This is a genomic window from Longimicrobiaceae bacterium, assembly GCA_035936415.1.
GTDB lineage: Bacteria > Gemmatimonadota > Gemmatimonadetes > Longimicrobiales > Longimicrobiaceae > JAFAYN01.
The window spans coordinates 1-18,790 of sequence record DASYWD010000491.1 but is presented as its reverse complement, the minus strand read 5'-3'; the positions used below and the strand labels follow the sequence as shown (position 1 = coordinate 18,790).

The window sequence follows — 18,790 nt, the reverse complement described above, 5'->3', positions numbered from 1 at the left end:
CGCCCCGGCCGGGAGGCCGGGGCGCGCCGGGAAGCTACCGGGGTGCGCGGGGGGTGGGCAAGCGCGGGGGCGTCTCCGGCGACGCCGCCTCGAATCCGCCACGCGGCCGGATGGATATCCACGTGGAGCTGACCGCATCGTGCCCGCGACGTCCGGCGTGGAGTACCGCTCGGTGGTCGAGCTCGGCGAACCGCCAGGGCCCGCGCGGGTACAGGACGCCCGACGGCGGAGGCAGGTGCCTCCGCCGTACTTTCGCTGTCCAACCCGCGGTCCCGATGCGCACGATCTTCCTGCTGTTCCGGCTCCTGCCGTTCGCGCTCTCCTTCGCGCGCGACCGGCGGCGCCTGCTGTTCTGGGGGGCGCCCGCGCGCCGCACACCCGCTTTCCACGAGCGCCGGGCGCGGCGCCTGGCGCTCACCATCCCGGCGCTGGGCCCCACCTTCGTCAAGATCGGCCAGGTCTTCTCGGCACGGCCCGACGTCGTGCCGGAGCCCTACCTGGGCGCGCTGAGCACGCTAACGGACCGCGTGCCCTGCGTCCCGTTCCCGCAGATCGAGCGCGAGCTGGTGTCCGCGTACGGGGCGCCGGTGGACGAGGTGTTCGAGGCCTTCGACCGGGAGCCGCTGGCGGCGGGGTCGCTCGGGCAGGTGTACCGGGCCCGCTACCGCGGGGAGGACGTGGTGGTGAAGGTGCTCCGGCCCGGCGTGGAGCCGATCGTGGAGCATGACACGCGCTTCGTCCGCCGCGCGCTGGGGTGGGCGGAGCGCTTCCGGGACCATCCGCAGATCCGCGGCCTGCACGTGGCGCTGGACGAGTTCGAGCGCCGCATCGCCGACGAGATGGACTTCCGCAAGGAGGCGGCCTACGCCCGCGCCATCGGCGAGCGGTTCGCGCGCAACCCCCGCGTGGTCGTCCCCCGCGTCATCGACGGGATGACGCACCGGCGGGCCCTGGTGCTGGAGTTCGTGGAGGGCACGCGGGTGGACCGGATCGAGCCGCTGGTCGCGGCCGGCACGGTCGACCCGGAGCGGATGGTGGACGCCGTGGTGGAGGCCTACATCCAGATGATGCTGGTGGACGGCATCTTCCACGCGGATCCGCACCCCGGGAACCTCCTGGTGCGCGCGGACGGCGCGCTGGTGCTCCTGGACTTCGGGATGGTGATCGAGGTCGATCCCACGGCGCGCCACCACCTGGTGCACACCGCGCTGGCCGCCGTGCGCGGCGACGCGGACCGCGTGGTGCAGGGCTTCTTCGACCTGGGCATCGTGGCGCCGGAAGCGGACCGCGAGACGATCCGCCGACTCGTCGGCCTGATCCTGGAGATGACCGAGCGCGGCGCCGAGCTGGCCCACGTGCAGCACGCCCTGGCGGACGAGGTGATGCGCCTGCTGTACGACTGGCCCGTGGTCCTCACGGGAGAGATGACCTACTTCGGGCGCGCGGTGGCGCTCATCGAGGGGCTGGGCGCGCGGCACGTCCCCGCCTTCAACCCCGTGCGCTACGTGCGGCCGCTGCTGATGAAGCACCGCACCGCCGTGCTCCGCGCGCTGGGCCCCGCGGACGGCGACACGCACGACCTGGCGTTCGCGCTGGGGCTGCTGGCCCGCGACGTCACGCGCGTGGTGGGCAACGCGTCGCGCGAGCTGCTGGGCGTGCTGGCGACGCGCGTCCCCTCCCTGTTCGGCGCGGCTCGGCGCCCGGCGCCGGCCGAGCCCGAGCCCGTCCCGGCGGCGGCGCTCGCAGCGGGGGAGTAGCGGGCGGGCTTTCCCAAGCTGATCCTGGCGAAAAACGGGCGGCCACCTGGCCGCCCGTTCGCGTTGCATGTCACCCCCCTGCACGGGACTTGCGTCGTCCGTTTGGCCCGGTTGCGTCGGAGACTCACCCAGGCCCCTCGGATCCATGCGTAACGCGCTTCTGTCCGCAATCGCCCTCTACGCACTGCTGGACGTCGGTGTGCTCACGCCCGCGCCGGCACCCGCGCAGGCGACCGCCTCCCGGGCGGAGACGACGCGCGGGCCCGTGGCGCTCTCGTACGACACGTACCGGCTCCCGAACGGGCTCAACGTGGTCCTCTCCAGGGACACGTCGGTCCCGGTGGTGGCGGTCAACCTCTGGTACCACGTCGGATCGGCCGACGAGGATCCGGGGCGCACCGGCTTCGCGCACCTCTTCGAGCACATGATGTTTCAGGGCTCGGAGCACGTCGGCGAGGACCAGCACTTCAAGATCGTCCAGGAGGCGGGCGGGAGCCTGAACGGCTCCACGAACCCGGACCGCACCAACTACTACGAGGCGGCGCCGTCGAACTTCCTGGAGACCCTGCTCTGGCTGGAGTCCGACCGCATGGGCTTCCTCCTTCCCGCCATGACGCAGCAGAAGCTGGACAACCAGCGCGACGTGGTGAAGAACGAGCGGCGCCAGCGGTACGAGAACCAGCCGTACGGGCTCGCCCAGGAGACGATCCGGGAAATGCTCTATCCGAAGGGGCACCCCTACCACCACACCACCATCGGCTCGATGGCGGACCTCTCGGCGGCGAGCATGGAGGACGTGCAGGCGTTCTTCCGGAGGTACTACACGCCGAACAACGCCTCGCTCGTCATCCGCGGCGACTTCGACCCGGCCGAGGCGAAGCGGCTCGTGGCCCGGTACTTCGGCCCCATTCCCCAGGGCCCGGCCGTCAACCGGCCCCAGGTGGCTCCGGTGCGCCTGCAGGAGGCGCGCTACCGCGTGCTCGAGGACCGCGTCCAGCTTCCGCAGCTCTACCAGGTCTGGCCCACGCCCGCACGCTTCGCGGAGGGAGACGCCGAGCTGGACGTGCTCGGGCTCATCCTGGCCGACGGCAAGAACTCGCGGCTCTACCGCCGGCTCGTCTACGAGGACCAGCTCGCCCAGTGGGTCTCGGCCTCCCAGAACGGCCAGTCGCTCGCGGGGCAGTTCGGCGTCACCGTGCGGGCCAAGGCGGGAGTGGACCTGGACCGGATCGAGCAGATCGTGAACGAGGAGGTCGAGCGTATCCGGCGCGAGCCCCCGAGCCCGCGCGAGGTGGAGCGTGCCGTCAACAACATCGAGGCCTCCTTCATCCGGCGCCTGCAGAGCAACCTGGCCGTAGCCGACCAGCTCAACGCGTACGCCGTCTACACGGGCAATCCCGGCTACCTGGGCGAGGACCTGGGGCGGTACCGGGCGGTCACCCCCCAGGCGGTGCAGCAGGCGGCCCGGCAGTACCTGGGGACGGGGCGTGTCGTGCTGAGCGTCGTCCCCCAGGGCAAGCTCGACCTCCAGGCCTCTCCCTGAGGAGGCAGCGCCGTGAAGATGCGTGTCCCCGAGCTACGGATCGATGCCATGACCAGTCTGCTCCAGCTCCCCCGCCCCTCCGCGTGCGCCGTGGGCCTGCTCGTCGCCGCACTCGCGGCGTGCGCACCGGCACCGCCCGAGGCGGCCGTCGCGCCGGCGCCGGAGGTGAACCGGGCGGTTCAGCCGGTACCCGGGCCCACGCCCGACGTGGACCTCCCCGACGTGCAGCGCCGCACGCTCTCGAACGGGCTCGACGTGTGGGTCGTCCAGCGGCGGGACGTCCCGCTGGTCACGCTCCGCATGATCACCAACGCGGGCTCCGCGGCCGAGCCCGCCCAGAGGTCCGGCCTGGCATCGCTCACCGCGGCCATGCTCGACGAGGGGACGGCGACGCGCTCGGCGCTCCAGATCGCGGACGAGGTGGACTTCCTGGGCGCGAGCCTCGGAACGGGCGCGGGCTACGACGCCGCCTTCGCGACGCTCTCCACGCTGAAGCGCACGCTCCCGGCCGCGCTGGAGGTGTACGCGGACGTGATCACGAATCCGGCCTTCCCCGAGCGGGAGCTGGAGCGTGTGCGCAGGGAGCGGATCACCTCGCTCATCGAGGCGCTGGACCGCCCCTCCGCGGTGGCGTCCGAGCAGGCGGCGCTCCGGATCTACGGGCCCCAGCACCCGTACGGGCGGCCGCCGGAAGGGACCGTCGCCTCCCTTGGAGGATTGCGCGGCGACGACCTGCGGCAGTTCTACCGCAGCTACTACCGCCCGAACAACTCGACCCTGCTCGTGGTCGGGGACGTGTCCGCGGACGAGATCACGCCCATGCTGGAGCAGGCCTTCCGCGGCTGGCAGAGAGCGGAGGTGCCGGCCATCCGGTACCCGGCGCCGCCCGCGCCGCAGGCGGCGACCCGCGTCTACCTGATCGACAAGCCGGACGCCGCGCAGTCGGAGATCGTGATCGGGCACCTGGGGGTGGCCCGCAAAAACCCGGACTACTTCCCGCTCCTGGTGCTGAACACCATCCTCGGCGGACAGTTCTCCAGCCGGATCAACATGAACCTGCGCGAGGAGAAGGGCTACACGTACGGCGCCCGCACCGCCTTCTCCATGCGCCGCCAGCCGGGTCCCTTCCTCGCCTCGGCGGCCGTGCAGACGGCCACGAGCAAGGAGTCCGTGATCGAGTTCATGAAGGAGCTGGAAGAGATCCGCGGGCGCCGCCCGGTCACGCGCGAAGAGCTCGAGTCCGCCAAGGCCGGGCTGGTGCGTCGCGAGCCGCTCGACGTGGAAACCCAGGCCCAGCTGGCGAGCCGCCTGGAGGCCATGGTCCTCTACGACCTCCCCGAGGACTACTTCGACACCTACACGGAGCAGATCGAGGCGGTGACCCTGGCGGACGTGGAACGGGTCGCGCGCGAGCACCTGCACCCGGAGCGCTTCGCGGTCGTGATCGTGGGAGACCGGTCCCGCATCGAGGCGGGGCTCCGGGAGCTGCCGTATCCCCTGGAAGTCGTTCCCCTGGAGCGGCGCGTGGCCCCCGGCACGAACTGATGGAGCGTGGCTCGGGCAGGGGACGACGGGCGGGCGCCGCGAACGTGCGGTGCCCGCCTCTGTGTCGGCGTCCCGACCTGCTCCGATCCCCGGAACAGATGGCTCATTTTCCCGGCCGGCGGGTAGGCAGTACGCTCTGGATCGAACGAACACCCAGGAAGCGAACCGGATGAGGAGACTCTCTGGACGGAAGATCGCCGCGGCCGCGGGTCTGCTGGCGGCCGTGTCCATCGCGGCGTGCAGTCCGGCGGCCCGGATGCCGGACCGGGGGAGCGCCGGGCCCGCCGCCGGGGCGGATGCGGGCCCCGCGCCCGGGGAGCGCAGCTACACCGGGGCCGACGTGCGCTTCATGCAGGGGATGATCGCCCACCATGCCCAGGCCCTGGCGATGACCGCCCTGGCGCCCGCCCGCAGCCGGCGCGAGGACGTGCGCCTGCTCGCGGAGCGCATCGAGGTGTCGCAGGAGGACGAGATCGCGGCGATGCGGCGCTGGCTGGAGAAGCGCGGCGAGGCGGTCCCCGGCCCGGACGCGCACCACGGGCACCATGGCTCCGGCGGCCATGCGCTCATGCCCGGGATGCTCACCCCGGAGGAGCTGGCCCGGCTGGCCGCGGTGACGGGCTCCGCGTTCGACCGGCTGTTCCTGGAATCGATGATCCGCCACCACGAGGGCGCGCTGGTCATGGTCCGGGAGCTGTTCGCCAGCCGGGGCGCCGGCCAGGAGCCGGAGATCTTCCAGTTCGCCACCGAGGTCGACGCCGACCAGCGCGTCGAGATCGCGCGCATGCGCGCGATGCTGGACGCGCTCCCGTCCGGCGCCGGCCGGCGCTGACGGATCCGGATGGGGACCCGTCGGCACACGCAAGACCCTACAGCAAGGACCCAGATGAGATTCGAACCGATCGTCCGGAAGCGAAGTGCACGTTGGACAGCCGCTCTGGCCTGGCCGCTCCTGCTCGGGGCGGCGCTGCTCTCCATGGCGGCCGAAGCGGGCGCGCAGCAGCCGAAGCTCCTCGGCACGCCCATCGATCCGCGGACCCGGCTCCGCGCGGGCGTGGCCGACGCCGGACAGGCGGTGAGCGGCCTCGAGCTGGTGGCGCACCGCCCGCGCCCGCAGGGCTTCTTCAACCCCGCGGACCCGGGCGACAGCGGGTTCTCCAACACGGACCTCGCGTTCCGCGGCAACCACCTCTTCGTGGGCAGCTACAACGGCTTCCAGGTCTGGGACATCTCGAACCCGAGCAGCCCCACCCTGCGGTCCTCCCTCGTCTGCCCGGGCGGCCAGGGCGACGTCTCGGTGTGGGGGAACCTGCTCTTCGTCTCGGTGGAGCAGACCCGCGGCCGCGTCGACTGCGGCGCGCAGGGGGTCGCGGACACCGTGAGCGCCGAGCGCTTCCGCGGCCTGCGCATCTTCGACGTCAGCAACCTCGACGCGCCCAGGCAGGTGGCCGCGGTCCAGACCTGCCGCGGCTCGCACACCCACACGCTGGTGTCGGACCCGCAGGACCCGGCCAACGTGTACGTGTACATCTCCGGCACGGGCCCGGTGCGGCCGGCGGAGGAGCTCGCGGGCTGCTCGGGCCTCCGCCCAGAGGAGGACCCGAACACCTCGCTCTTCCGCATCGAGGTCGTCCGCGTGCCGCTGGCCTCCCCCCAGGAGGCCCGGATCGTCAACGCGCCGCGCATCTTCGCCGACCCGGCGACCGGCGCCATCGCGGGCCTCTGGCGGGGCGGGGCCCACGGCCCGGGGACGCAGGAATCGTCGGAGACCAACCGGTGCCACGACATCACCGTCTACCCGGAGGTCGGGCTGGCGGCGGGAGCGTGCGCGGGGAACGGGATCCTCCTGGACATCCGCGACGTGGCCAACCCGAAGCGGATCGACGAGGTGAGTGATCCGAACTTCGCCTTCTGGCACTCGGCGACCTTCGACAACGAAGGCACCAAGGTGATCTACACCGACGAGTGGGGAGGCGGCAGGGCGCCCCGCTGCCGGGCGACGGACCGGCCCGAGTGGGGGGCCAACGCGATCTTCACGCTGGCCGACCGCCGCGACCTCGGGTTCGCCGGCTACTACAAGCTGCCGGCCCCGCAGACGGCGCAGGAGAACTGCGTGGCCCACAACGGCTCGCTCATCCCGGTGCCGGGCCGCGACATCATGGTCCAGGCCTGGTACCAGGGGGGCGTCTCGGTGTTCGACTTCACGGACCCGGCGAACCCGGTGGAGATCGCGTACTTCGACCGCGGCCCGATGAGCCCGACCGAGCTGCTCTCGGGCGGGTACTGGTCCGCCTACTGGTACAACGGCCACGTCTACGGCTCGGAGATCGGCCGCGGGCTGGACGTGTTCCGGCTGGAGCCCGGCGAGCACCTCTCGCGGAACGAGATCGAGGCGGCGCGGCTGGTGCACATGGAGCAGTTCAACCCGCAGCTCCAGCAGAAGCTGGTCTGGCCCGCGAGCTTCGTGGTGGCGCGCGCCTACCTCGACCAGCTCACGCGCAACCGCGGCCTCGCGGGGGACCGGCTCACTCGCACCGCGCGCGAGCTCGACCGGGCCGAGCGGCTGGAGGGGGCTCCCCGGCGGGCCGCCCTGACGCGCCTGGCGGCGCAGCTGGAGCGCGACGCGCAGGGAGCGGGCGACCCGGCCCGCGTGCGGTCGCTCGCGGCCGCCGTCCGGGACCTGGCGGGCGCGCAGGGCTGAGCGCCGCCGCCGGGGCGGCGGGTGTTGATACGCGGGGCCGGGGGATGTACTCTTCCCCCGGCCCCTCCGTGTGCACGTCTCCCACCCGCACCCCGCCCGGCCGCCCATGCTGGAAACGCTCCTGATCGTCTTCGTCCTCGCCTCGTTCGTCGGCTTCGAGGTGATCAGCAAGGTTCCCGCGACGCTCCACACCCCGCTGATGTCCGGCTCCAACGCCATCAGCGGCATCACCATCGTCGGGGCGCTGGTGGTCGCCGGGATGGTGGACTCGCCCTGGGCGCGGTGGCTGGGCTTCGGCGCCCTGGTGCTCGCCACCATCAACGTGGTGGGCGGCTACCTGGTGACCGACCGGATGCTGCAGATGTTCCGGAAGAAGGAGCCGGCGCGGGGCGCGGCCGGCGGCACGGACCGCGACCGCTGAGGGGGGGCGCCATGCAATCCGCCATCACCCTCGCCTACCTCGTCGCGGCCGTCCTCTTCATCCTGGGGATGAAGCGGATGAACTCGCCCGGCACCGCCCGGTCGGGGAACCAGCTCTCGTCCGTGGGGATGCTGATCGCCGTCGTCGCCACGCTGCTGCAGGGCCGGATCCTCGCGCCCTGGATGATCGTCGCCGGGCTCGCGCTGGGGGCCGCCATCGGCGCGGCGCTGGCGCTCCGGGTACAGATGACCTCCATGCCGGAGATGGTGGCCGCGCTGAACGGCTTCGGCGGCGGCGCCTCGGTGCTGGTAGCCGTCGCCGAGGTGGCGCGCTACCTGAACGCCCAGGCCGAGGGGGCGGACGCCGCCGCCTTCGCCCGGCACGGGCTGGAGCCGCTGGGCGCCACGACGACGGTGACCGTGCTCCTGTCGGTGCTCATCGGCTCGGTGACCTTTTCCGGGTCCTTCGTCGCCTTCGGCAAGCTGAACGGAAAGGTCTCCGGGAACCCCATCTTCTTCCCGGGGATGCGCGCGGTCACGGCGCTCCTCGCCCTGGGCGCCCTGGCCGCGGCGGCGTACCCGCTGGTGAGCCTGGGCGGCGCCGCCTTCGACGCGGAGCCGCTCTGGGCCGCCGCCTGGATCCTGGTGGCGGTGGCGCTGGTGCTGGGGGTGCTCCTGGTGATCCCCATCGGCGGGGCGGACATGCCGGTGGTGGTCTCGCTCCTCAACTCATACTCCGGGCTCGCCGCGGCCTCCACCGGGTTCGTGCTCCGCAACTACGCCCTCATCGTAAGCGGGGCGCTGGTGGGCGCGGCCGGGCTGATCCTCACCAAGATCATGTGCGACGCCATGAACCGCTCGCTCCTGAACGTGCTCCTGGGCGGGTTCGGGACCGGGGGCGGCGAGGCCGCGGCGGGCGGAGGCGGGACGGCGGTGTCGGGGTCGGTGCGCTCCACCACCCCGGACGACGCGGCCGTGCTCCTGGCCTACGCGGACCGGGTGGTGATCGTCCCCGGGTACGGCCTGGCGGTGGCGCAGGCGCAGCACGCCGTGCGCGAGCTGGCGGACCTGCTCCAGGCGCGCGGCGTGGGGGTCTCCTACGCCATCCACCCGGTGGCGGGGCGCATGCCCGGGCACATGAACGTCCTCCTGGCCGAGGCCAACGTCCCCTACGACCAGCTCTACGACATGGAGGAGATCAACGACCAGTTCGAGCGGACCGACGTGGCGCTGGTGATCGGGGCCAACGACGTGGTGAACCCCGCCGCGCGGAACGACCCCGCCAGCCCCATCCACGGGATGCCCATCCTGAACGTGGACCAGGCCAGGAGCGCCATCGTCATGAAGCGGAGCATGGCGGCCGGGTACGCGGGGGTGGAGAACGAGCTGTTCTACCTCCCCAACACGCAGATGCTCTTCGGCGACGCCAAGAAGTCGCTGGAGCGGCTGGTGTCCGAGGTCAAGGCGCTGTAGGCCGCCCCCGGTGAAGGCTGGGCGGCAGCGCGCGGAGCGGTTACCTTTCACCCGGTCCCGTTCTGCCACGTCCCCAACGAGCCGCATGCCATGAGAAGATTCGCCGTCGCCGCACTCCTCCCGCTGGCCGCGCTGCTCACCGCCGCGGGCGTCCGCGAGCACCGGGAGAGCCAGGAGCGCGCCGCCATCGAAGCCGCCGTCTACGACTACGTGGACGCGCTCTACCGGGTGGAGCCCTCGCGGGTGGAGCGCAGCGTCCACCCGGAGCTCACCAAGCGCGGCTTCCACCGCCCCCAGGAGGGAGCCCCGTACCGCGAGCTCAAGATGACCTACACGCAGCTCCGCGACCTGGCCGGGTCCTGGAACCGCGAGGGCCGCGTGGACCCCGCCCGCGCCGTGCGCGAGGTCACGGTGCTGGACGCGCTCGACCAGACGGCGAGCGCCAAGCTGGTGGCGGACTGGGGCGTGGACTACCTGCACCTGGCCAAGTACGACGGGCGCTGGCAGATCGTGAACGTGCTCTGGCAGAGTCCCCCGCCGCCGCTCCCCACCCCCTGACGGTTACCGGCCGGAACGAGCGACGCCGCCCCGAAGCATGGGGCGGCGTCCGGCTTCCGTGCGAGGCGTCTCGACCCCTGCGACGTCAATGGGTCGCGTTCCGGACCGCTTCCGGCGCCCTGCCGTCGAACGTGCCCCAGCGGCGGTACCAGTCCATCATGTAGAGCTGGGTGCGCATCCAGTTCGACGGGCGCGAGCCGGTCCCGTGGTACTCGCCCTCGAATCGCAGCAGGGTAGCAGGCACGCCGCGCATCTTCAGGGCGGCATAGTACTCCTCCGACTGGGGCATGGGGGTTCGCAGGTCCAGCACGCCGGTCATGATCAGCGTCGGGGTCTTCACGTTCCCCACGTACATCAGCGGCGACTGCTTCAGCCAGGCCTGCGGATCCTCCCAGAACGGCCGGTCGAAGAAGTTGGCCGTGAAGAGCGGCACGTCCGTCTGGCCGACGAAGCTGAGCCAGTTGGTGACGGGGCAGCGCACGGCGGCGGCGCGGAAGCGGTCGGTGTGGCCGATCACCCAGCTGGTGAGCACGCCGCCACCGCTGCACCCGCCCACGAACAGGTTGTCCGGGTCCGCGTACCCCTTCGCGATCACCGCGTCCACCCCGGCCATCAGGTCGTCGTAGTCCACGCTTGGATAGGCGCGCTGGATGGCGTTGCCGAAGGTGGTGCCGTACCCGGTGCTCCCACGCGGGTTGGTGTAGAGCACCACGAACCCGTTGGCGGCGAAGTTCTGGAACATCGGGTTGAAGCCGACGTTGTACATCGAGTGCGGACCCCCGTGGATCTCCAGGATCAGCGGGTACTTCCGCGCGGGGTCGAACGTCGGCGGCGTCACGATCCACCCCTGCACCCGCGTTCCCCCGGAGGAGGTGTACCACACCTCCTCCAGGTCGCTCAGACGGACGCCCCGGAGAAGGTCGGCGTTGACGTGCGTCAGCTGCTCGAGGTCGCGGGGGTTGCGGAGCCCGAAGCGCACCACGTCGGGGGGCTGCTTGAAGGTGCTGCGTACTCCCACCCCCACACCGCCCCGCCCCACCGAGCGGAGCGAGAGCATCTGCGCCCCCGTGGTGACCGGCCGAACCCCGCCGCGGAGCGAGGCGAAGTAGACGTTGCTGGCCCCTTCGCTCTGGGCGGTGAAGTAGACGCCGCTGCCGTCCGGCGCCCAGATCAGGTTGTCCGGGTCCCGGTCGAAGCCGCTCGAGATCTTCCGCAGCCCGCTCCCGTCGGCGCCCATCACCCAGACGTCTCTAGCGCGGTAGCTCATCCGCGAATACGGGGCGCCGACGAAGGCGATCCGCCGCCCGTCCGGGGAGATCGCCGGATCGGCCCAGGAGCCGCGCTCCGGCGTGAGCTGCCGCACCGCACCGCTGGCCACGTCCACCGCGTACAGGTAGGAGTCGCGGTAGACGGTGTCCGGGTTCTCCACCCTGAGCCCCTCCACGACCACGGTCCGGCCGTCCGGCATCCAGTCCCACGTCACACCGCCGGGAAGCTGGTCGAAGCGCGAGCCCACGCTCCAGTCGCCCGAGGTCATCTGCCGCGCCGTTCCGCCGTCCGCGGGGACCACGAAGAGGTGAACGTTGCCCGCCTTGAGGAGGCCCTGCCGGTCGGCCCGGTAGTGCAGCCGGTCCACCACCCGGGGCGCCTCCGTCCACTGCGCCCCCTCGGGCGCGGCGGGGAGGTCGATCTTCCAGCGGCTCTCCTGCGGCACGTGCTTCGTGAAGCCGAGCCACTTCCCGTCCGGCGACCAGCGCAGGTTGGCGGGGGGCTCGGAGAGGCGCGTGACCTGCGTGGCGCCCTCCGCGTCGAGGTACTTCACCCACACCTGCGTACCCTTCGGCTGTCCCTCGGCGAGGTAGGCGATCCGCTTCCCGTCGGGCGACCAGACCGCGCTCGACCCGTCGACCAGGACGCGGTTGCGGCCTCCGTCCGCGTCCATGATCCACAGGCTCGATTCCCAGCGGTCCTTCAGCTTGTTCACCCAGCGGCGCGTGTAGACGATCTGGCGGCCGTCCGGCGAGATCTGCGGGTCGGCCACCGTCTCGTAGTCCAGGTACCTGGCGGTGGTGAAGAGAGAGTCCGAGCGCACCTCCTGCGCCCCGGCGGGGGGTGAGGCTGGACCCGCGCCCAGCAGGAGCGCGATGGCCAGGACCATCGGATGGCGGTTTCGCATGGCGTCTCCCGTGAAATGAGCGGACAGGGACTCCCGTCATGCTAGAGCGGATCCCGCGCGCCCGCAAGACATGTGTTCCCACCCCCTTCCGCGGTCCCCGGCCATCCGGCCCGCGCTTGCGGCGGGGGCATGGACGGGCTACCTGTGTCGGAACAGGCGATGCACGTCCATCCGGGCCCGAGGGCCGAAAGGAGTGGGATCGTGACAGAGAACCGGGGAGGGGTGCGGCTCTTCCGCTGGGAGGAGATGCCGCGCGAGCGGGTGACGGACCAGATCGACCGCAGGGTGATCACGGGCGACGGGATGATGCTGGCGCACGTGTATCTGAAGAAGGGATCCATCGTCCCCAGGCACTTCCACGACAACGAGCAGCTCACCTACATCCTCGAGGGGGCGCTCCGCTTCTGGATCGGCGAGGACGAGGCGGAGGAGATCGTGGTGCGGGCGGGCGAGGTGCTGCACATCCCCTCCAACGTTCCGCACAAGGCGGAGGCGCTGGAAGACACGCTCGACGTGGACGTGTTCTCCCCGCCGCGGCAGGACTGGCTGAACGGTACGGACAGCTACTTTCACCAGCGGTGAGCCGATGGATCTGGGGCTGAAGGACCGGGTGGCGCTGGTGGCGGGGTCCAGCCGGGGGCTGGGGCGGGCGATCGCCGAGGAGCTGGCGGCCGAAGGAGCCGCGGTGATGCTCTGCGCCCGCAGGGAGGACTCCCTGGCGGAGGCGCTGGGCGCGATCAGGGCGAAGGGTGGCCGCGCCGCGGCGGTGGGTGCGGACGTGGGCGACCCCGAGGGCGTCCGGCGCGTGGTCGAGGCCGCCTTCCGGGAGTTCGGCCGGGTGGACGTCCTGGTCACCAACGCCGGAGGCCCCCCGTCCGGGGTGTTCGAGAGCCTCCCCCCCGAAGCGTGGGACCGGGCGCTCCGCCAGAACCTCCACAGCGTCCTGAACCTCGTGCGCGCCGTCCTCCCCGGGATGAAGGAGTGCCGCTGGGGGCGGATCCTGAACGTCACCTCCGTGGCGGTCAAGCAGCCGGTGGAGAACCTGATCCTTTCCAACAGCGTGCGCGCCGCGGTCACCGGCTTCGCCCGCACCCTGGCGAACGAGGTGGCGCCCTGGGGGATCACGGTCAACAACCTCCTCCCCGGGTACACCCGCACCGAGCGTCTGGACGAGCTGGCGGACTCGGTGGCCTCCGCCCGGGGAGTCGAGCCCGACCAGGTCCGCGCCGGGTGGATCGCACAGACGCCCATGGGCCGGCTGGGCGAGCCCCGCGAGTTCGCGGCGCTCGCGGCCTTTCTCGCCTCCGAGCGGGCCAGCTTCATCACCGGCACCTCCGTCCCCGTGGACGGGGGGTGGGTGCGCTCCCTCCTGTAGAGGTCATCCATGTCGAGCCAGATCGCAGAAACCGAGTGGATATGGCGGGACGGGGAGTGGGTCCGCTGGCACGACGCCACGGTCCACGTCCTCTGCCACTCTCTCCAGTTCGGCTCCTCCATCTTCGAGGGGATCCGCTGCTACGCCACGCCGGGCGGACCGGCGATCTTCCGGCTCCGTGACCACCTGCGGCGGCTGTTCGACTCCTGCCGGATCTACCGCATCCCCCTGGAGCACACCCCCGAAGCGCTGGCCGAGGCGTGCCGGCAGGTGGTGGAGCGCAACGAGGTGGAGTCCTGCTACCTCCGTCCGATGGTGCTGCGCGGGTACGGCGCCGCGGGGATGAACCCGGTGGGGAGCCCGGTGGAGACGTACCTGATGTGCTGGCCCTGGGGGACCTACCTGGGCGAGGGCGCCCTGGAGAACGGGGTGGACGTGAAGGTCGCGAGCTGGCAGCGGCAGGAGCCCAACACCTACCCCGCGGCGGCCAAGGCGGCGGGCAACTACCTGAACTCGCAGCTCAGCCGCATGGAAGCGCTGGCCGACGGCTACGCGGACTGCATCGCGCTGGGGCCGGGGGGGCTGGTGAGCGAGGGGACCGGACAGAACGTCTTCCTGGTACGGGACGGGGTCCTGCACACCCCCCCTCTGGACGGCACCAACCTGAACGGGATCACCCGCGACTGCATCCTCACCCTCGCGCGCGACGAGGGGATCCCGGTGCGCGAGCAGGGGGTGCCGCGCGAGTCGCTGTACACCGCGGACGAGATCTTCTTCACCGGCACCGCCTCGGAGGTGACGCCCATCCGCAGCGTGGACCGGATCCCCGTGGGGGAGGGGCGGATGGGGCCCCTCACCCGGCTCCTCCAGCAGCGCTACCTGGACGTCGCGACGGGGCGCGCCCCGGACCCGTACGGCTGGCTCACCCCGGTGCGGCAGCCGGCTGGACCGGCACCGGGGAAAGAGTCCTGACCGGACCGGACCTCCCGGGCTACGTCCGGGAGGCCGGCTCCCGGTGCGACCCCCGCGCCGCGCCCGCGGCGGCACCGAGTGCCGCGCCGGCCAGCATGGAGGCGTGCACCGCAAAGGCGCGCCACCCCCCTTCCCAGGGCACCGGGGGGTAGTGGGCGGCCAGCAGCGTCACCAGGATCCCCACGGAGTGGCCGACCACCGCGCCCCAGAAGATGGTCCGCGACCGGGCGGTGCGGCGGCGCAGCCGGTGGCCCAGCCACAGCAGCAGCGCGGGGACGGCGAACAGGCCGGCGAGGAGCGCGGCGGTCACCCGCCCCTCCGCGGGTACAGCCAGAGCCAGTACCCGCTGACGACCAGGACGGCCAGCGCCACGGCGGCGAGGTCGCTGAGCAGGATCCCCTGGTCGCCGAAGATCTCGCCCGAATGCAGCTTTTCCAGGAACACGTCGTTCCGCTCGCCGACGTGTAGCACGCGCCCGGTCGCCAGGTCGACGGTCACCTCGTGGGCCGCCCGGTCGTCGAAGCGCACCTTGGCGAAGCCGTCACCCGGACGCACGTCCATGCGGTCGACCCCCGCGGCGGCCACCTGCACGGGGACGGCGCCCTCCGCGCGGCGGGCCAGCTCGGCGAGGGGGAGCGAGCGGGAGAGGGCTCCGGGCTCGGGATTTCGCACGCGCGGCATCAGTCCCAGCGCGCGCTTGTGGTTCAGCAGCACGCCCGTGACGCAGATGATCAGCACGATGCCCGTGGTGGCGACGCCCAGCCACAGGTGCGAGTAGAACATCCACCGCGCCCATCCGCGTGAGCCGCCCCGCGCGCGCGGCGCCGCGGCGCCCTCGCCGGCCGTCGTCGTCGGTTTCATCCCTGGAGTCTACCGTTCCCGCCTTCCGCGGCGGTGGCAAGAAAGCTGCGGCGCCCGGCCGGATCCCCCGGCCGCGCTCCCCGGGTGCCCTGCCGTCGTCCAGACCCGAACCCCCGCGATCCATGCACCGACTCTGCAGTGCAGTCGCCGCGCTCGCCCTGCTCGCCGCCCCGTCGGCGGCGGCGCAGGTGGAGCACAACACCCCGCCGCCCAGCGACACCGTGCGCTACCGCGGCCTGGCCTGGCGCAACCTGGGCCCCGACCGCGGCGGGCGGTCCATCGCCGTGGCCGGCAGCAACACCCGCCCGCTGGAATACTACTTCGGCGCCACCGGCGGCGGGCTGTGGAAGACCACGGACGGCGGCACCACCTGGCAGCCCGTGACCGACGGGCAGATCGGCAGCGCCAGCGTCGGCGCGGTCGAGGTGTGCCAGGCCAATCCCGACGTGCTGTACATCGGCACGGGCGAAACGCAGCTGCGCGGCAATATCCAGCCGGGCGACGGCGTGTACAAGAGCACCGACGCCGGGAAGACATGGACGCACGTGGGGCTGCGCGAGTCGCGCAACATCGGCCGGGTGCGGATCCATCCCACCGACTGCGACGTCGCCTACGCGGCGGCGTTCGGCCACTACAGCGAGCCCAATCCCGAGCGCGGCATCTACCGCACCACCGATGGCGGGAAGACCTGGGCGCGCGTGCTGCACCGCGACGAGCGCACCGGCGGCGTGGACGTCTCCATCGACCCCCGGAACCCCCGGGTGGTGTTCGCCGCGCTCTGGGAAGCATGGCGGAACCAGTGGGGGATGTCGAGCGGCGGCCCGGGCAGCGGCCTCTTCCGCAGCAGCGACGGCGGCGACACCTGGACGGAGCTCACCCGCGCGCCGGGGATGCCGGCGGAGGGGGTGGTCGGCAAGATCGGCGTTTCCGTCTCGCCGGCGGACTCCGTGCGCGTCTACGCCATCGTGGAGCACGACTCGGGCGGGGTCTTCCGCTCCGACGACCGCGGCGCCACCTGGGAGCGGACCAACGGCGAGCGCAAGCTGCGGCAGCGCGCCTTCTACTACACCCGCCTGCTGGCCGACCCCAAGGAAAAGGACCGCGTGTACGTGCTGAACGTGGGCTTCTTCCGTTCCGACGACGGAGGGAAGACGTTCCCCACGGCCATCCGCGTGCCCCACGGCGACAACCACGACCTGTGGATCGCCGCCGACGACAACCAGCGGATGGTGGAGGGGAACGACGGCGGCGGCAACGTCAGCGTCAACGGCGGCAAGACGTGGACGGAGCAGGACTACCCCACCGCGCAGATCTACCGCCTGGCGCTCACGCACCACCAGCCGGCGATGGCGTGCGGAGGGCAGCAGGACAACACCACCGTCTGCGTCCCCATCCGGGGCTGGGCGCACCTCAACGCTGGAGGGCGCAACTTCTTCGCCGCGGGGGGATGCGAGTCGGGGTACGTGGCCCCGCACCCCACCGACACCGACGTCTTCTACGCCGGGTGCTACGGCGGCGCGCTGGACCGCTTCGACCGCTCCACGGGGGCCAGCCGCCCGGTGAACGTGTGGCCCGAGAACCCCATGGGCCAGTCGGCCGAGGACCTCCGCGAGCGGGTGCAGTGGACGTTCCCCATCGTCTTCGACCCGCACGACCCCGGCACGCTGTACACGGGCACGCAGCACCTGTGGAGGACCACCACCGGGGGGCAGAGCTGGGAGCGCATCTCGCCCGACCTCACCCGCGCCGACCCGACCACGCTGGGTCCCTCGGGCGGGCCGATCACCCGCGACCAGACCGGGGTGGAGACGTACGCCACCCTCTTCGCCATCGGACCGAGCCCCCTGGAGCGGGGGCTCATCTGGACGGGCTCGGACGACGGCAGGGTGCACGTCACCCGGGACGGCGGCGGCAGCTGGGCCGACGTGACGCCGCCGTCCCTGCCCGAGCACACCAAGATCCACACGATGGAGCCGTCGCCGCACCGGGCCGGGACGGCGTACCTGGCCGGCAACCGCTTCCTGCTGGGCGACTTCCGCCCCTATCTGTTCCGCACCGACGACTTCGGCCGCACCTGGACGCCGATCGCCGGGAACCTGCCCGAGGGCGAGTTCCTGCGCTCGGTGCGCGAAGACCCGGTGCGCCCCGGGATGCTGTACGCGGCCACGGAGCGGGGGATCTGGGTCTCCTGGAACGACGGGCGGGAGTGGGAGTCGCTGCGGCTGAACCTGCCCGTGGTGCAGGTGTCGGACGTAGCGGTCCGCGACGCGGACATCGTGATCAGCACGCACGGCCGCTCCTTCTACGCGCTGGACGGCGGCGCGCACCTGCTGCGCCAGCTGAACGACGTGCCCGCACAGGCTGCCACCCCGCCGGCGCGGCGCACCGCGGCGGCCGCGCGGACCGGCACCCGGCTGTTCCGCCCGGCGGAGACCACGCTGGGGGTGGACCGGGGCGTGACCGTCTACTACTCGCTGGCCCGCCCAGCGCGCCGGGTGACGCTCGAGTTCCTGGACGCGCAGGGCCAGGTGATCCGCTCCTTCAGCCACGACGCGCGCCCCGACTCGGCGCGAAAGGCGGGTGCCGCGGGAGGCGCGGGCGAGGACGACGACGAGCGCCCGCGCAGCCAGCGGTACGCGCCCAACCAGGTGGGGATGAACCGCTTCACCTGGAACCTGCGCCACCCCGGCCCCACGTCGTTCCCGGGGATGATCCTGTGGGCCGCCGACACGGCCGCCGGCCCGCGGGTGGTGTCCGGCACCTACACCGTCCGGCTGACGGCGGACGGCCGGGCGCTGCGGCAGGACTTCGCCGTGCGCACCGACCCGCGGCTGCGCGGCGTCACCCAGGCCGACCTGCAGCGCCGGTTCGACTTCGCCATGCGGATCCGCAACCGGGTGAGCGAGGCCAACGACGCCGTGCTGCTGATCCGCGGCGTGCGCCAGCAGGTGCAGGACCGCCTGGGCCGCACGCAGGACGCCGAGGTACGCGCAGCCGGCGATGCGCTGCTTGCGCGCATCGCCGAGATCGAGGAGCGGCTGTACCAGGTGCGAAACCAGAGCAACCAGGACCCGCTGAACTACCCGATCCGGCTGAACAACAAGCTGGCCGCGCTCATGAGCCACGTCGAAAGGGCGGAGAGCGCGCCCACCGCGCAGGCTCGCCAGGTGTTCGACACCCTCTCGGCGCAGCTGGACCGCGAGCTGGCAGCGCTGGACCAGGTCTTTGCGCAGGAGCTGGAGGCGTTCAATCGCGTGCTGCGCGCGCACCGGCTCCCCCCCGTCGCCCGGACGCCGCTCCGCGCGGAGGCCGCCGCTGGCGAGCCGGCCGGATCGGAGGACGCGGAGGAGGAGCCGAAGCACTGGTAGCGGCCGGTGGCTGAACACCCCGTGGAGCACGAAGCGGGGGG

Annotated in this window: 15 protein-coding genes; 12 read left to right on the top strand and 3 right to left on the bottom strand. The window is 72.3% G+C overall.

Going from position 1 to position 18,790, the window contains the following annotated elements:
• The first annotated feature begins 275 nt into the window (after nucleotides 1-275).
• From VGR37_19945 to VGR37_19910, 8 genes are all read left to right on the top strand, one after another.
• Nucleotides 276-1,757: an AarF/UbiB family protein gene (locus VGR37_19945; protein ID HEV2149683.1), complete on the top strand. Its 1,482-nt coding sequence runs from the start codon at nucleotides 276-278 to the stop codon at nucleotides 1,755-1,757.
• Between the two features lie 145 nt (nucleotides 1,758-1,902).
• Nucleotides 1,903-3,300: a pitrilysin family protein gene (locus VGR37_19940; protein HEV2149682.1), complete on the top strand. Its 1,398-nt coding sequence runs from the start codon at nucleotides 1,903-1,905 to the stop codon at nucleotides 3,298-3,300.
• A gap of 48 nt (nucleotides 3,301-3,348) precedes the next feature.
• Complete coding sequence (locus tag VGR37_19935; GenBank protein ID HEV2149681.1) at nucleotides 3,349-4,845, top strand: pitrilysin family protein; 1,497 nt, start codon at nucleotides 3,349-3,351, stop codon at nucleotides 4,843-4,845.
• A gap of 169 nt (nucleotides 4,846-5,014) precedes the next feature.
• Nucleotides 5,015-5,677, top strand: coding sequence for a DUF305 domain-containing protein (locus VGR37_19930; GenBank protein ID HEV2149680.1), 663 nt, complete (start codon nucleotides 5,015-5,017; stop codon nucleotides 5,675-5,677).
• A gap of 54 nt (nucleotides 5,678-5,731) precedes the next feature.
• Nucleotides 5,732-7,546, top strand: coding sequence for a hypothetical protein (locus tag VGR37_19925; GenBank protein ID HEV2149679.1), 1,815 nt, complete (start codon nucleotides 5,732-5,734; stop codon nucleotides 7,544-7,546).
• A 106-nt stretch (nucleotides 7,547-7,652) separates the two neighbouring features.
• The gene (locus VGR37_19920; protein ID HEV2149678.1) at nucleotides 7,653-7,967 is read left to right on the top strand and encodes an NAD(P) transhydrogenase subunit alpha; all 315 of its coding nucleotides are present in this window, start codon (nucleotides 7,653-7,655) and stop codon (nucleotides 7,965-7,967) included.
• 11 nt (nucleotides 7,968-7,978) lie between these two features.
• Nucleotides 7,979-9,439, top strand: coding sequence for an NAD(P)(+) transhydrogenase (Re/Si-specific) subunit beta (locus tag VGR37_19915; protein ID HEV2149677.1), 1,461 nt, complete (start codon nucleotides 7,979-7,981; stop codon nucleotides 9,437-9,439).
• 90 nt (nucleotides 9,440-9,529) lie between these two features.
• Nucleotides 9,530-9,997 carry a nuclear transport factor 2 family protein gene (locus VGR37_19910; GenBank protein HEV2149676.1) on the top strand — a complete coding sequence of 156 codons (468 nt, stop codon included), beginning with the start codon at nucleotides 9,530-9,532 and terminating at the stop codon, nucleotides 9,995-9,997.
• A gap of 85 nt (nucleotides 9,998-10,082) precedes the next feature.
• Here VGR37_19910 and VGR37_19905 read toward each other — a convergent pair whose 3' ends face one another.
• Nucleotides 10,083-12,173 carry a S9 family peptidase gene (locus VGR37_19905; protein HEV2149675.1) on the bottom strand — a complete coding sequence of 697 codons (2,091 nt, stop codon included), beginning with the start codon at nucleotides 12,171-12,173 and terminating at the stop codon, nucleotides 10,083-10,085.
• A gap of 201 nt (nucleotides 12,174-12,374) precedes the next feature.
• On the opposite strand from VGR37_19905, the gene VGR37_19900 reads away from it, so the two are divergent.
• From VGR37_19900 to VGR37_19890, 3 genes are read left to right on the top strand one after another with little or no spacing between them, the layout of a single operon-like run.
• Nucleotides 12,375-12,755 (top strand): cupin domain-containing protein, encoded by a 381-nt coding sequence (locus tag VGR37_19900; protein HEV2149674.1) that lies wholly within the window; start codon nucleotides 12,375-12,377, stop codon nucleotides 12,753-12,755.
• A 4-nt stretch (nucleotides 12,756-12,759) separates the two neighbouring features.
• Nucleotides 12,760-13,548, top strand: coding sequence for an SDR family oxidoreductase (locus VGR37_19895; GenBank protein ID HEV2149673.1), 789 nt, complete (start codon nucleotides 12,760-12,762; stop codon nucleotides 13,546-13,548).
• A 9-nt stretch (nucleotides 13,549-13,557) separates the two neighbouring features.
• On the top strand, nucleotides 13,558-14,520 hold the full coding sequence (locus VGR37_19890; GenBank protein ID HEV2149672.1) for a branched-chain amino acid transaminase: 963 nt from the start codon (nucleotides 13,558-13,560) through the stop codon (nucleotides 14,518-14,520).
• A 19-nt stretch (nucleotides 14,521-14,539) separates the two neighbouring features.
• Here the strand turns inward: VGR37_19890 and VGR37_19885 are convergent, their stop codons facing one another.
• Both VGR37_19885 and VGR37_19880 read right to left on the bottom strand, forming a co-directional pair.
• Nucleotides 14,540-14,830, bottom strand: coding sequence for a hypothetical protein (locus VGR37_19885; GenBank protein HEV2149671.1), 291 nt, complete (start codon nucleotides 14,828-14,830; stop codon nucleotides 14,540-14,542).
• Nucleotides 14,827-15,381, bottom strand: a complete 555-nt coding sequence (locus VGR37_19880) for a PepSY-associated TM helix domain-containing protein (protein HEV2149670.1) — start codon at nucleotides 15,379-15,381, stop codon at nucleotides 14,827-14,829. The genes VGR37_19885 and VGR37_19880 overlap by 4 nt, the downstream gene beginning before the upstream one ends.
• A 122-nt stretch (nucleotides 15,382-15,503) precedes the next feature.
• On the opposite strand from VGR37_19880, the gene VGR37_19875 reads away from it, so the two are divergent.
• The gene (locus tag VGR37_19875; GenBank protein HEV2149669.1) at nucleotides 15,504-18,749 is read left to right on the top strand and encodes a hypothetical protein; all 3,246 of its coding nucleotides are present in this window, start codon (nucleotides 15,504-15,506) and stop codon (nucleotides 18,747-18,749) included.
• Nucleotides 18,750-18,790 lie beyond the last annotated feature (41 nt).